The 13,565-nt window shown below is 72.4% G+C and carries 14 protein-coding genes; 5 read left to right on the forward strand and 9 right to left on the reverse strand.

Annotation, left to right across the window (positions count from 1 at the left end):
- Positions 1-73: 73 nt before the first annotated feature.
- Positions 74-1,318: a serine hydrolase gene (locus AUL35_RS14775; RefSeq protein WP_082666351.1), complete on the forward strand. Its 1,245-nt coding sequence runs from the start codon at positions 74-76 to the stop codon at positions 1,316-1,318.
- A 17-nt stretch (positions 1,319-1,335) separates the two neighbouring features.
- Here the strand turns inward: AUL35_RS14775 and AUL35_RS14780 are convergent, their stop codons facing one another.
- Positions 1,336-2,178, reverse strand: a complete 843-nt coding sequence (locus AUL35_RS14780; protein WP_062016078.1) for a helix-turn-helix transcriptional regulator — start codon at positions 2,176-2,178, stop codon at positions 1,336-1,338.
- Between the two features lie 97 nt (positions 2,179-2,275).
- On the opposite strand from AUL35_RS14780, the gene AUL35_RS14785 reads away from it, so the two are divergent.
- Positions 2,276-3,181 carry an SDR family oxidoreductase gene (locus AUL35_RS14785; protein ID WP_062016080.1) on the forward strand — a complete coding sequence of 302 codons (906 nt, stop codon included), beginning with the start codon at positions 2,276-2,278 and terminating at the stop codon, positions 3,179-3,181.
- 15 nt (positions 3,182-3,196) lie between these two features.
- On the opposite strand, the gene AUL35_RS14790 is transcribed toward AUL35_RS14785, so the two are convergent.
- On the reverse strand, positions 3,197-5,512 hold the full coding sequence (locus AUL35_RS14790) for a Tex family protein (protein ID WP_062016082.1): 2,316 nt from the start codon (positions 5,510-5,512) through the stop codon (positions 3,197-3,199).
- Between the two features lie 82 nt (positions 5,513-5,594).
- Positions 5,595-6,545 carry an NAD-dependent epimerase/dehydratase family protein gene (locus AUL35_RS14795; protein WP_062016084.1) on the reverse strand — a complete coding sequence of 317 codons (951 nt, stop codon included), beginning with the start codon at positions 6,543-6,545 and terminating at the stop codon, positions 5,595-5,597.
- Positions 6,546-6,637: 92 nt separating this feature from the next.
- On the opposite strand from AUL35_RS14795, the gene AUL35_RS14800 reads away from it, so the two are divergent.
- Complete coding sequence (locus tag AUL35_RS14800; protein ID WP_062016086.1) at positions 6,638-7,522, forward strand: LysR family transcriptional regulator; 885 nt, start codon at positions 6,638-6,640, stop codon at positions 7,520-7,522.
- Here AUL35_RS14800 and AUL35_RS14805 read toward each other — a convergent pair.
- The 3 genes from AUL35_RS14805 to AUL35_RS14815 all read right to left on the reverse strand — a co-directional run bounded on the left by AUL35_RS14805 (position 7,506) and on the right by AUL35_RS14815 (position 8,853).
- Positions 7,506-7,919: a curlin gene (locus AUL35_RS14805; protein WP_062016088.1), complete on the reverse strand. Its 414-nt coding sequence runs from the start codon at positions 7,917-7,919 to the stop codon at positions 7,506-7,508. The genes AUL35_RS14800 and AUL35_RS14805 overlap by 17 nt on opposite strands.
- An 84-nt stretch (positions 7,920-8,003) precedes the next feature.
- Positions 8,004-8,384 (reverse strand): curli-like amyloid fiber formation chaperone CsgH, encoded by a 381-nt coding sequence (gene csgH / locus AUL35_RS14810; protein ID WP_062016090.1) that lies wholly within the window; start codon positions 8,382-8,384, stop codon positions 8,004-8,006.
- Between the two features lie 34 nt (positions 8,385-8,418).
- Positions 8,419-8,853: a curlin gene (locus tag AUL35_RS14815; RefSeq protein ID WP_062016092.1), complete on the reverse strand. Its 435-nt coding sequence runs from the start codon at positions 8,851-8,853 to the stop codon at positions 8,419-8,421.
- A 174-nt stretch (positions 8,854-9,027) separates the two neighbouring features.
- Between AUL35_RS14815 and AUL35_RS14820 the strand changes: the two genes are divergently transcribed.
- Positions 9,028-9,219 (forward strand): hypothetical protein, encoded by a 192-nt coding sequence (locus tag AUL35_RS14820; protein ID WP_062016094.1) that lies wholly within the window; start codon positions 9,028-9,030, stop codon positions 9,217-9,219.
- Between the two features lie 50 nt (positions 9,220-9,269).
- Here AUL35_RS14820 and AUL35_RS14825 read toward each other — a convergent pair whose 3' ends face one another.
- Genes AUL35_RS14825 through AUL35_RS14835 form a run of 3 tightly spaced genes read right to left on the reverse strand, consistent with a single transcriptional unit; the run spans position 9,270 to position 12,364 of the window.
- Positions 9,270-9,998: an SDR family oxidoreductase gene (locus AUL35_RS14825; protein ID WP_062016096.1), complete on the reverse strand. Its 729-nt coding sequence runs from the start codon at positions 9,996-9,998 to the stop codon at positions 9,270-9,272.
- Positions 9,995-11,443: an ROK family protein gene (locus tag AUL35_RS14830; RefSeq protein ID WP_062016098.1), complete on the reverse strand. Its 1,449-nt coding sequence runs from the start codon at positions 11,441-11,443 to the stop codon at positions 9,995-9,997. The genes AUL35_RS14825 and AUL35_RS14830 overlap by 4 nt, the downstream gene beginning before the upstream one ends.
- A 6-nt stretch (positions 11,444-11,449) precedes the next feature.
- Positions 11,450-12,364 (reverse strand): tagatose-bisphosphate aldolase, encoded by a 915-nt coding sequence (locus tag AUL35_RS14835; RefSeq protein WP_062016100.1) that lies wholly within the window; start codon positions 12,362-12,364, stop codon positions 11,450-11,452.
- Positions 12,365-12,514: 150 nt separating this feature from the next.
- Here AUL35_RS14835 and AUL35_RS14840 point away from each other — a divergent pair, with 150 nt between their 5' ends.
- A complete protein-coding gene (locus tag AUL35_RS14840) occupies positions 12,515-13,411 on the forward strand; it encodes a sugar-binding transcriptional regulator (protein WP_062016102.1) in 897 nt (298 codons plus the stop codon).
- Positions 13,412-13,565 lie beyond the last annotated feature (154 nt).

A 13,565-nucleotide genomic window follows, 5' to 3' on the forward strand; every position in this document is an offset into this window, starting at 1 on the left:
ACCATCGATTGCGCCGGCGCGCCGAACGCGGGATGACCGGCTGGATTCACGGGAGGACGAAGCGATGAACCCCATGCGACATGGCCGAACGGGTGGCCGGATCAAGGCGAGCGGCGCGGCGCTGGGCCTTGCCCTGCTTCTTCTCGTCCCCTCCCCCGCCCCGGCGCAGGACAAGGCGCCTGCCACAGGTTCCGAACGCATCGGCACGGTCGAGGAGATGTACGACGGCAAGCTGCTGCCGGACCAAGCCGTCTCGACCTATCGCAACATCGACAGGCTCTTTCCCACGCGCACGATCCGGGCGGGCGGGACGGTGCGCGAGCTGCCCCTCTCGGACCGGTTGCTCGGCGAGGTGAGCGTCGCGGTCGGCGACGAGCGCTACGATCTCTACGACGTGATGGCGCTCGACAGCTTCACCGCTCTCCTGGTCCTGAAGGACGGGAAGATCGCCTTCGAGACTTACCAGCGCGGCAACACGCCGGAAACGCGCTGGATGTCGATGTCGGTGGCCAAATCCATCACATCGACGCTGGCCGCCATCGCGATCCGCGAGGGCAAGCTGCGGGGGCTGGACGCGCTCGTGACCGATCACGTGCCGGCATTGAAGGGCAGCGCCTACGAGGGCGTCACCTTGCGCGACGTCCTGATGATGAGTTCGGGCGTCCGCTGGAACGAGACCTATACCGACCCGGCCTCCGACCGGCGGGCGCTGCTGCGCGCGCAGATCGGGCAGGAGCCGGGGTCGGCGATGCGCCTGATGGCCGGCCTGCCGCGCGCCGCCGAGCCCGGCACCGTGAACACCTACTCCACCGGCGAGACGCAGGTCCTGGGCGAGATGGTGCGCGGGGCGGTCGGCAAGCCGCTCGCCGAGTACCTGTCGGAGAAGGTCTGGGTTCCCTACGGCATGGAAAGCGATGCCACGTGGTGGCTGGACTCGCCCGGCGGCTCCGAGATCGGCGGCAGTGGGATCAGCGCGACGCTGCGCGACTACGCCCGCTTCGGCCAGTTCTTCCTGGACGAGGGGCGGATCGGCGAAACCTCGATCCTGCCGGAGAACTGGACGCGCGAGGCCACGCAGCCGACCGCGCTGAAGGACGGCAAGCCGCTCGACTACGGCTACATGTGGTGGACCGGCTGGACGGAAGGGGCGATGCGCGACAAGGCCTATGCGGCGGTCGGCATCCACGGGCAGAACATCTACATCAACCCGGCGCGGCGCGTGGTGATCGTCACCTTCGGCGCCCAGCCCAAGCCCACCGGCAAGGAGCCGGTCGACCCCATGCTCTTCTTCGACGCGGTGGCCGAGGCGCTGGACTGAAGACCCGTCGTCGGGCGTCAGGCCGCCGTGGAATCCCCGGCGGCCTTCAGCAGCGCCTCGATTCGCCGGGCCGTCTCGGGCGAGGCGGCGTTGTAGACGATCATGCCCAGATCCGGCCGGCCATCCACCGAGAAGGCGGAGAATTCCAGCTCGAGCAGTCCGTGCTCGGGATGGCGCAGGCATTTCACCCCGTCCGAGTGACCGGACACGTCGTTGTCGCGCCAGAGCGAGGCGAACTCGGGGCTGAGCTGCGACAACTCCTCCACCAACCGCTCGATCTCGGTCCGCGCGCCCGCGCGCGCCGCCTCGGCCCGGAAGGCGCCCACCACGTAGCGCGCGACGGCGAGCCAGTCCGACTGCGCGGCCTTGACGCGCGAGTTGGTGAACATGAGGCGCAGGATGTTGCGCTGCTCGCGCGGCAGCTTGCCGTAGTCGGTGAGAAGCGCGGCGGCCGCCCGGTTCCAGGCCACCACGTCCCAGGTCGCCGTCTTGACGATGGCGGGACTCGACGGGAAGGCGTCGAGGACCCTTTGAAGCCGTGGGGTGACGGTGTCACAGGCGCTGTAGGAGGCGGCCGCTGGCGGGCGGCCGAGCCCGAGAACGAAGAGATGCTCGCGTTCGGGCTCGGTCAGCATCAGCCCCCTGGCGATGCGATCGAGGACGTCCGCCGAGGGCGCGCCGCCCCTTCCCTGCTCGAGCCACGTGTACCAGGTCGGCGAGATGTTGGCGCGAAGCGCCACCTCCTCGCGGCGCAACCCTTGCGTACGGCGGCGCCCGCCGAAGCCGAACGAGGCGGGGTCCATGCGCGTGCGCCGGTTCTTCAGGAAGGTGCCGAGGGCGTTGTCGGACGTCTTGGACATGGCGAGCCTGTTAGCACCTATACCAGGATAAGGTCACTACTTTAACAGGATCGAGAACGGGAGGAAGACGGGCCTCGAATTCATCTCGGAGGCTTTCATGCGTATCTTCCTCACGGGCGCGACCGGCTTCATCGGCTCGCGCGTCGTTCCCGAGCTTCTGGTCGCCGGCCACGAGGTGCTGGGACTCACCCGCTCCGAGGCCGGCGAGCGGGCGCTGGTCGCGGCCGGCGTCGAGCCCTATCGCGGCACGCTCGAGGATCCCGACGGCCTGCGCGCGGGCGCGCAAAAGGCCGACGCCGTGATCCACACGGCGTTCGACCACGATTTCAGCCACTTCGTCGCCAACTGCGAGAAGGACCGCCGCGTCGTCACGGCGATCGGCTCGGCGCTGCGCGGCTCGGACCGCCCGTTCCTCGTCACCTCGGGCGTCAACATCGGCAGTGCGGGACCCGGCCAGCCGGCGCTGGAAAGCATCTTCAGCACGAGCCATCCGATCCCCCGGATCGCGACCGAGGAGGCGGCCAACGCGCTCCTGGAGGCCGGCGTCGACGTGCGTATCGTGCGCCTCCCCCAAGTGCATGACCCGGTGAAGCAGGGTCTCGTCACGCCGTTCATCGACACCGCACGCGAGAAGGGGTTCGTCGGCTATGTCGGCGAAGGCCACAATCGCTGGGCGGCCGCGCCCGTCGGCGATGTCGCCCGGCTCTACGTGCTGGCGCTGGAGCGCGGCCGACGCGGCGCACGTTACCACGCGGTCGCCGAGGAGGGCGTGGCGATGCGCGAGATCGCCGAGACCGTCGGCGCCGGCCTCGATCTGCCGGTGCGCTCGATCCCGGCCGAGGAGGCGCCGGCCTATTTCGGCTGGATGACGGCCTTCGCCGGCCTCGACATGACCGCCTCGAGCGCCTGGACGCGCGGGGAACTCGGCTGGCAGCCGACGGGACCCGGCCTGATCGAGGACCTGCGGGCGATGAACTACGCCGCGCCCGCGGCGGCGGCCTGACCGGGCTCTGCGCCGCTACCGGCGCTTGCGGGCGGCGGCGGCGAGCGCCGCGGCCATGGCGCCCTCGCCGCGCGGCGGCTCGCTCCGGCCGGGTGCGGCGGCAGCGCGCGGCGTGTCCTGCGGCCTGCCGCGGCCCTCGCCCCGGGACGCGGCATCGGGCATCTCGCTGCGCATGGTGAGCGAGATGCGCTTGCGCTTCACGTCGACCTCCACCACCCGCACGCGCACGACCTGCCCCGCGCGCACGACCTCGGCGGGGTCGCGCACGAAGCGGTCGGCGAGCTGCGAGACGTGGACGAGCCCGTCCTGGTGGACGCCGATGTCGACAAAGGCGCCGAAGGCCGCGACGTTGGTGACCGTGCCTTCCAAGCTCATGCCGGGCCTGAGGTCGGTGATCTCGTTGACCCCGTCGGCGAAGGCCGCCGTGCGGAAGGCGGGACGCGGGTCGCGGCCGGGCTTCTCCAGCTCCGCGATGATGTCGCGCACGGTCGGCACGCCGAAGCCCTCGCCGGTGAAGCGCTCCGGCTCCAGCGTGCGCAGCGCGGCCGGGTCGCGCATGACCGTCGCGACGTCCTTGCCCAGCGCCGCGACGATGCGCCGGGCCACGGGATAGGCTTCCGGGTGAACCGCCGAGGCGTCGAGCGGCTCCGTGCCGTTCGCGATGCGCAGGAAGCCGGCGCACTGCTCGAAGGCCTTGGGGCCGAGGCGCGGCACGTCGAGAAGCTTGCGGCGCGAGGGGAACGGCCCCTTGCTGTCGCGATGGGCGACGATCGCCTCGGCGAGCGAGGGACCGAGCCCCGCAACGCGCGAGAGCAGCGCGGCGGAGGCCGTGTTGAGATCGACGCCGACCGCGTTCACCGCGTCCTCGACCACGGCATCGAGCGCCCGGGACAGGCGGCCCTGGTCGACGTCGTGCTGGTACTGGCCGACGCCGATCGCCTTGGGGTCGACCTTGATGAGTTCCGAAAGCGGGTCCTGCAGGCGGCGCGCGATCGAGACGGCCCCCCGGATCGTCACGTCGACGTCCGGCATCTCGCGGGACGCGAGCTCGGAGGCCGAGTAGACCGAGGCGCCGGCTTCCGACACCACGACCTTGGCCGGCTTTTGGCCCGGCAGCGCCTTGATGACGCCCTCCGCCAGCTGCTCGGTCTCGCGGCTCGCCGTGCCGTTGCCGATGGCGACGAGCTCCACCGCGTGGCGCGCGATCAGCTCGGCGAGCCGGGCGGAGGCCCCGGCCACGTCGTTGCGCGGCTGGAACGGATAGACCGTCGCGCTGTCGACGAGGCGGCCCGTCGCATCCACCACGGCAACCTTCACCCCGGTGCGGATGCCGGGGTCGAGGCCCATCGTCGCCTTGGCGCCGGCGGGCGCGGCGAGCAGGAGGTCCTTGAGGTTGCGCGAGAAGACGCGGATCGCCTCGCCGTCGGCGCCCTCCTTCAGCGTCGCCATCATCTCCGTGGTGAGGCCGGGGCGCAGCTTCTGCCGCCAGGCCCAGCGCGCGACGGACAGGAGCCACGCGTCGGCGGCTCCGCCGCCATGGGTGCGCACGTTCGCATGGCGCGCGATCATCGCCTCGACCGGCTTCACGGGGCTCGCGTCCTCGGCATCGACCTCGACGTCCACCGTGACGACGCCCTCGCGCTCGGCCCGCAGGAGAGCCAGCACGCGGTGGCTCGGCGCCCCGGCCCATTTCTCGGCATGGTCGAAATAGTCCGAGAACTTGGCGCCCGCCTCCTCCTTGCCGGGCACGACACGGGCGCGGACCTGCGCCTTGGCGACGAGATGGCGGCGGATCTCGCCGACCAGCGCCGGGTTCTCCGCCAGCCCCTCGGCCACGATGTCGCGCGCGCCCTCGAGCGCGGCCTTGGCGTCCGGCACCTCCGGCGACAGGAAGCTCGCGGCCAGCGCGGTGGGATCGACGCCGCGGTCGGCCAGGATACGCTCGGCGAGCGGTCCCAGCCCCCGCTCGCGCGCCGCCATCGCCCGGTTGCGGCGCTTCGGGCGATAGGGAAGATAGACGTCCTCGAGCTCGACCCGCGTCGCAGCGCGCCGGATCGCGGCCTCGAGATCGGGCGTCAGCTTGTCCTGCTCGCGCACGGAGCGCAGCACCGCCAGGCGCCGCGCCTCGAGGTCGCGCAGGGCGCCGAGCCGCGCCTCCAGCGTGCGCAGCTGCGCGTCGTCGAGGCCGCCCGTCGCCTCCTTGCGGTAGCGCGCCACGAAGGGAACCCTCGCGCCGCCGTCGAGGAGCTCCACGGCGGCCGCGACCTGACGGGGCGTCGCCCCGATCTCGCGGGCGATCGTCGTCTCGATGGTGGGGCTGGCCGTGCTCATGGGGATCCTCGCGATGGGAAGACGGGCTGTCGCCCTTCCGATCACCAGATGCAAGCGGCAAGTTGAGGGCACGGGCCCCGCGTCAGGCGAGACAGCGGTTGGCGGCCAGCGTCGCGCGCACCGCCTCCGCCAGCGGCGTGCGAGGCTCCTCGCCGAGCCGCGCCACGAGGCGCGCGTTGGTCATGCGCACCGGCCGGCGCCAGAGGTAGCGCATCTCCAGGAGCTCGCGCACGGTTTCGTTGAAGGGCGCGGCGAGGCGCAAGGCCCACCAGGGCAGCGGGCGGACCGGAACGGCCGGGGACCCGAGCGCCTCGACGATCGCCCCCGTCATCCGCGTGCCGTCCGCGTCCCAGTGCCCCTCCATGTGGAAGCGCTCGAAGCCGCCGAGTTCCCCCCTCTCGACAAGGCGCACCATGGTTTCTGCGACGTCGGGCAGATAAGCCCACTGGTGGCCGACGCCGCGCGCGGCGGGGTTGCGGATCGCGCGCGGGCGCCGGCCCGGCGGCACGAGCCCCTGCGCGAACCAGCTGTTGCCGGCCTGGGGCCCGAAGAAGTCGCCCGCGCGCACGACGAGGACCTGCGTCTCGCCGGTCTGCGCCGCCTCGCGCAGCCGCCGCTCCATCTCGGCGCGGATGCGGCCCTTGCGCGTGGCGGGGTTCTGCGGCGCGTCCTCGCCGATCAGCGGAAAGGCGTCGGGGCCGTAGTTGTAGACCGTGCCAGGCAGAAGGATGCGCGCCCCGTTCGCGCGCGCCGCCGCGACCGTGTTGTCCAGCATCGGCAGGACGAGGCGGTCCCAGTCGCGGTAGCCCGGCGGGTTCACCGCATGGACGACGAGCGCCGCCCCGCGCGCCGCCTGCAGGACGGCGCGGGCATCCATCGCGTCGCCCGCGACCGGCGCGACGCCGGCCGGCAGGCGCGCCATGCTGCCCTCGCGCGCCAGCGCCCGCACCGTCCATCCCGAGGCGAGAAGCCGCCGCGCGACCGCGCCGCCGATCCCGCCGCTCGCGCCCAGCACCAGAGCCGTCCGTTCCATCGCTGCCTCCTCCTGATCGTGAGGCTGCAACATGGGCGGGATCGCCGCTCACCGAAATTGACGATATCCGGCGATCAGCTATAGAAAAATCGATGAACTCCGAACCGAGCTGGGACCTTTACCGCAGCTTCGCCGCCGTTCTCGACGAGGGGTCGCTTTCGGGCGCCGCTCGGCGGCTCGGCCTCACGCAGCCGAGCGTCTCGCGCCATGTCGAGATGCTGGAGCGGGCGGTCGGCGGGGCGCTCTTCGTGCGCTCGCAGCGCGGCCTGTCGCCGACCGACCGGGCGCTCGCGCTCGCGCCCTATGCGCGCGAGATGCTGACCACCGCCGCCGCGCTTCGGCGCACCGCCTCGGCGGAGCCCGGCGCGGTCGCGGGCACGGTGCGCGTCACCGCCAGCGAGGTCATGGCGCTGGAGCGGCTGCCGCCGGTTCTGGCGGAACTCCGGCGGCGCCATCCCGATCTCGGCATCGAGCTCGTGCCCACCAACGCGCTCGACGACCTCCTCCAGCGCCGGGCCGACATCGCGCTGCGCATGGTGGATCCGGAGCAGAAATCGCTGCTGGCTCGCCGGCTCGGCAGCGTGGAGCTGGGTCTTCATGCCCGGCGCGACTATCTCGAGCGGCGCGGGACGCCCGCGACCCTTGCCGATCTCGCCGGCCACGACCTGATCGGGCCGGACAACGAGGCGCCGGGCGTGCAGGCGATGCTGGACCTCCTGCCGGGCCTGCGGCGCGAGAGCTTCGCGCTCCGCACCGACAGCCACGTCGCGCAGCTCGCCGCGATCCGCGCCGGCTTCGGCATCGGCGTCTGCCAGGTCGCGCTCGCGATGCGGGATCCCGGCCTCGTCCGGGTCCTGCCCGACGCCTTCGCACCCGCCCTGCCCCTGTGGATCGCGATGCACGAGAACCTGCGCGAGGTGGCCCGCTGCCGCGCCGTCTTCGATGCGTTGGCCGCCGCCTTCACCAGCCGTAGCTGACCGTCGCGCCGCTTTCGCCGCCGGTCTGGACGACGTGGTCCTCGGCACCGCGCCCGAACTGGAAGAGCCCGTAGGCGTTGCGGTCGCCGCGCTGATCGAGCGTGGCCGCGTGCCCGTCGCCGCGCTGCTCGACAAGGCCGAGATTGCCGCGTCCGCGCTGCGAGAGACCCGCGCTGTTGCCGCGCCCGCGCTGGCGGATCGAGCCGTCGCGAAGGTCGTTGGAGAGGGCGTAGATGCGCAGTCCCGCATCCAGGAGGCCCGCCGCCTCGCGGTTCGAGGGCGCAAAGGTCCAGGAGACCTGCCCGCCGGCCCGGGCGGGACCGGGCAGCGCCGACCCGGCGACAAGAAGCGCGAGAAGCGCGGCGCCCGGGGCGCGGAGCGATAGCTGCGAGATCATGGAAGCGGACCTTTAATGCCCTGACGGGCTTTGGCGTCGTGCCGATGGGCCGGGCCCGTTCGGGCCCGGCGTTGGAAGCGCCGATCAGATCCCGCCCGGGATCCGCTTCGTGCAGGACTGGGTGCGGCCGCCGAGATCGACGTCGAGCCGGGCGTCGAAGCCCTCGCCACCCGCGTTCAGGCCGACGGTCCCGAGCGTCGCCGTCCCGTCGGGCCCGATCCGGAAGGGTCCGCCCTGCCGGATCGAGGTGCCGGGACCCGTGACGCGCAGCTCGTAGCGGCCCGCCGTGTCCTCGCCGGCCCGGGCGAGCGCCGTCAGCGTCAGGGCGCCGCCGCGGGTGACGAGGCGCAGCTCGCAGCTCGCCGGAGCGGCGTCCCCGGTCTTGGCGCCGGCCGCGAGCACGGCGGGCGAGGCGACCCCGAGAGCCAGCGCGGCGAAGGCGAGGGACGGCAGGATCCTGGGCATGGCATCGCTCCTTCAAACCGGATCGGGTCGGGGATCAGTCGCAGGCCTGGACGAAGGCCGCGACGTTGCCGCTGCCCCCTTGCGCGACGTCGGCCGTGCAGCCGCGCCCGACCTGGACGCCGGCCGCGATGTTGCCGTTGCCGTCCTGGGTGAGGATCGTCGTGTGGTTGGAGCCGAACTGGCCGATGCCCGCCACGTTGCGGTTGCCGGTCTGGTAGGTCGCGCCGTAGTTGTCGGCGCCCTGCTGGCCGACCGCCGAGAGGTTTCGGTCGCCGCGCTGCTGGCCGACCATGCGGTTGCCCCGGCCCTCCTGCTGGACGCGGATGCGGTTGCGGTAGCCGTTCTGCGCGCCGCCGGCCGAGTTGCCCCAGCCGTACTGGTCGATGCGCACGTCGTTGGCGGAAGCCGGCGCGATCGAGGCCAAACCGGCCAGGGCGATCAGGGCGGCGGCGAGAGGCATGCGGACCATGGGAGCGTCTCCGGCGGGAGCCATGCGGCTCGGGGTTGAACGCACCCTTTCTCCACCCCGCCGCCGGAACCGGCCCTGAAGGCGGCGTTCAGTCGGCGTTCACGCGCCTTGATCCGCTTCGCCGGCACCCAAACGCCGTTCCGTGCGTTGCCCTCTGATGCAACGGAGGCGGACATGAGCGAGAAGATCACCGACGGACTGAACGACCGGCCCCGCAACGCCTCGATCGGCCAGACGGCGGGCGGACTGCCCGACGACTCGAGCCGGCCGATCGAGGTGGACGAGGCCGAGGTCGCGCGCGTGCGCGACAAGCTGATCGGCGAGACCAAGGAAGCCGAAGCCGAGGTCGAGGCCCATCCGTCCTGAGCGGACGGAACCGGCACGGGCGTTCGAAGGACGCCCGCGCCGGTTCGAGTTCAGACGGCGGTGAAGCCGCCGTCGATCGGAAGCGACACGCCCGAGATCATCGAGGCGCCGTCCGACAGAAGGAAGACGATCGGCGCGGCGATCTCGTCCTCCGACGCCCAGCGCCCGAGCGGCATGGTCCTGAGGAAGGGCTCCTCGATCTCCGGGCGGCCCCAGTAGAAGGCCGACATCTCGGTCATCACCACGGTCGGGTTGACGCTGTTGACGCGGATGCCGTGGCGGCCGAGCTCCAGCGCCGAGACGCGCGTGATGTTGTCGAGCGCGGCCTTGGACGAGCCGTAGGAGATGTGGCCCGACAGCGCGACCAGCGCGGCCTGGCTCGACACGTTGACGATGGCGCCACCCTTGCCCAGCCGGATCATCGACTGCGAGGCGTACTTGGTGACGAGCAGCGCGCCGCGCGCGTTGATCGAGATCACCTTGTCGAAGACCGCGATGTCGGTGTCCATCGGGGTCGCGATCTCGCCGCCGAAGCCGCCGCAGTTCACCACGCCCCAGAGGTCGAAGCTCTCCAGCGCGCCGCGCACCTCGTCCTCGGACGTGAGGTCGAAGGGCAGCGTCCGGCAGCCGGTCTCGGCACTGAGCTTGTCCAGCGCCTCGCGATTGCGACCGCTGGCGACGACGTCGGCCTTGGCCGCCACCAGCTGGCGCACGGTCGCCCCGCCGATACCCCCGCTCGCCCCGGTCACCAGGATCGTGCGTCCGTTGAAATCCGTCATGGGCCTAGCGCCTCCTCCCTGTGATTGACGTTCCGCCAGCCGCCCGCGATCCGGCGCAGAAGCGCGTCGGCATCGACCGGCACGCGCGTGTCCACCTCCGCGACCGGGCCGAAGCGGAGCGGTCCGGCCCTTCGGGCGAGCGCGACGAGCTCGGGCACGTAGTCCACGCCGGGATGGGCCGCCGAGCGGTGGCCGACGCGCGCGAGATAGCGCTCGCCGATCACTTCGGGCGGGGCCGCGCACCAGACCTCAGCGAACTCGCCCGCGCCGGACAGCGCGAGAAGCTCGGCGGTGAACTCCGGCGGCTGGAAGCCGAACCAGGCGTCCATCACGACGCCCGTGCCCGCCGGCGCCTCGCGCACGAGCTCGAACAGGGCGCGCAGGGTGGCGCGGCCGAGCCGGCGGTTGAAGGGGCGGTCGACGCCCTCGATCTCGTCCAGGAAGGGCGTCTTCACCGTGTCGAGCGACAGGAGCGGCCAGCCGGTGGCGCGCGAGATCGCGCCGGCCACCGTGCTCTTGCCGCTGGCCGGCACGCCGTTCACGAGCACGACGCGCTTGGGACCCGCCTCGTGGGGGGTACCCGGCGGGGCGATCAGCGCCGCGCCGATCACGCCCGCGTCGTCGCCGAGCTGCGCCGCGACGACGGGGCTCCGGTACCAGGAGGCGGGCGCCTCGATCCCCTCCAACGCCGCCACGGCCGCCCCGCCGAGCCCGCCGCCGAGCACGACCACCTCGGGGTCGTGCACCGCGACGAGGCTGTCGATCGCAAGGCGCAACGGGCCCGCCCAGCGCGCCAGCACCTCGCGCGCCACCACGTCGCCCTCGGCGCGCCGCGCCAGAAGCTCGGCCGCGGTGGTCTCGGGCGGCAGGCCCGCCTCGCGGATATGGACGCCGAGCGCCGTGCCGGAGGACACCGTCTCGACGCAGCCGCGTCGTCCGCACAGGCACAGCCGCCCGGCGGGATCGACGCCGATGTGGCCGAGCTGGCCCGCCGCGCCCCGGCCGCGCACGATGCGGCCCTCGTCCATCACCGCGCCGCCGATGCCGGTGCCGATCGTCAGCATCACGGCCGAGCGTCGGCCGCGCGCCGCGCCCACCGCGCTTTCGGCAACAAGCGCCATGGAGCAGTCGTTGTCGACCACGACCGGGCGATGGAAGCGCGCCTCGAGCAGCCCGCGAAGGTCCGTGCCGGATAGATCCACGTAGCCGCCGGACAGGACGCGGCCGTGCTCGAAGTCGACGCGCCCCGGCACGCCGATGCCGATGCGCGCGACGCCGGTCTGGTCGACCGCCTCGATCAGGTACGCGATGCGCTGGATCACCACGGCGGGGTCGCGGTCGCTCATGCCCCGCGCCCGCGCCTCGATCGCGCCATCGGGCGAGACGCGCGCGGCGCGCAGATGCGTGCCGCCGATGTCGATGCCGATCGCGCGCTCCCGCGCCATGGGACGTCAGGCGACCTTGGCGGTGTCGGCGCGGTGGCGGCGGATCACGGCCTGGATCTCGCGCAGGCGCGGCACCGCCACCGTCTCGAGCCGACGCCGCGTCTCGGCGCGGTCGAGCGAGATGCAGTCCTTCCAGAGCGAGCGCCCCGCGATCACGCCCGACGCGCCGTTGCGCATCGCGCTCTCCACCTGGCCGAGGAAGGTCGCGTGGTCGACGCCCGCCGAGAGCACCGCCCAGGGCACGTCGCCGCAAAGCCGCGTGACCGCCGCGCAGCTCTCGTCGGAGCCGGGATAGGGGATCTTGAGGACCTTGGAGCCGAGCTCCAGGCAAATGCGCGAGCCGCCCTGGATCAGCTCGGGGATCTTCGCTTTGTAGGTGTCGGGCGCCTCGCCCTCGAGCGCATAGGTCAGGAACTCGACCACGAGCAGGAGGTCCTCGCTGGCGAAGTCGGCGATGACGTCGCGCAGGATGGCGAGGTTGTGCTCGTTGGCGGCCGGCGTGTCGGAGCGCAGGTAGACCATGATCTTGCCGCCCGTGCCGCCGAGCTCGCGCACGCGCCGCGCGTCGACGCCCTCGACGAGCTTGGACAGGCGGTAGCCCTCGGGCGAGGTGTCCCAGCCGGATGCGTCGAGCCCGATCAGGAGCGCGGTGTCGCGCGGCAGGACGGCATCGTCGACGAGCTGCGGCACGGCGCAGATCGGGTCCACCAGGACGCAGCCGGCTTGCGAGGCGAGATAGCGCGTGATGTCGGCCTTGGTTCGCCCGAGCGTGTCGTTGCCGATCGCGGTCTGCTCGGTCGGGTCGCTGGCGAGCAGCGTGCGCATGCCGCCGCGCTGGTCGCAGGCGATCACCATCATCGCCCCCTCGGGTCCGCAGATCTGGTGGTAGCCCCGCCGCTCGGCCGTGGTCATTCGCGTCATGGATGGTCCTCCCGCCGGCCAGGAAGCGCCCATGACGCTCCATCTGCCTTAACAGTCGCGCTCTGGGCGATTACCTGCTAGACGTATGTGTAACGTGTTTCAGAAAGGAATTGCAAGCTGCCTCCCGTCGAACCCAAAGCCTCCCGAACGCTGCTCCACACGGTCGCCAAGCTGCACTACGAGAGCGAGTTGGCACAGGTGGACATCGCCAAGCGGCTCGGCCTGTCGGCGGCGACGATCTCGCGCCTCCTGCAGCGGGCGCGGGCGGAGGGCATCGTGCGCATCGAGGTGCGCGACCTCGCCGCCCCGGAGGATCTGGCGCGCGACCTGTGCGAGCGGCTCGGGCTGAAGGCGGCGGCGGTCACCGAGACGCCGCCGGCGGGCGGCGCCGAGGCGCTGGCCGCGCCGGTCGGCGAGCTCCTGCGCGGGGCGAACCTGCGGGCGGGCTCGGTGCTCGCGGTCGGCTGGGGCCGCGCCGTGCAGGCGGTGGTCGAGGCGGGCCTGCCGGAGATGGCGGGCATCCTCACCGTGCCGGCGACCGGCGGCATGCAACAGCACGCCCCGCATTTCCAGGTGAACGAGTTCGTGCGCCTCGCCGCCCGCTCCACCGGCGGCAACCCGCATTTCGTCCACGCGCCCTACCTGCCCTCGGCGGAGTCGCGCGACGCCTTTCTGGCCGATCCCGCGATCGCGGAAGGGGTAGCGCTTTGGGAGAGGGCCGACGCCGCCTTGGTCGGCATCGGCCTGCCGCGCCTGCCGGGCTCGCCCTATGCCGGCGCCTCGACGCCCGACGAGCGGGCGCTCGCGGAGGCTGCGGGCGATGTCATCCGCCACTATTTCGACGCCGGAGGCGCGCCGGTCGCCTGGGAGGGCGAGCGGCGCATGATCGCGATGTCGCGCGAGCAGCTCGCCCGAACGCCCTTGGTGATCGGGGTGGCGAGCGGCGAGGCCAAGGCCGCCGCCATCCGCGCGGCCGCGCGCGCCGGGCTGATCTCGGCGCTCGCGACCGACACGCACACCGCCGAGGCGCTTCTCGACCTCGCCTGAGGAGCCACCACGCGGAGAAATCGTTCCTGGAAGGAATTCCAGCAACATTTTTCTCTTGACGCGCACGTTGCGGCCGGACGAGCATGCAAGCGTTGGGCGAGAACGAATCCCGGTGGGGATCCGCTTCGGGCAGACACGTGTGGGAGCGCGTGCC

Source organism: Aureimonas sp. AU4 (assembly GCF_001463765.1).
In the GTDB taxonomy this organism is placed as follows: Bacteria; Pseudomonadota; Alphaproteobacteria; order Rhizobiales; family Rhizobiaceae; genus Aureimonas.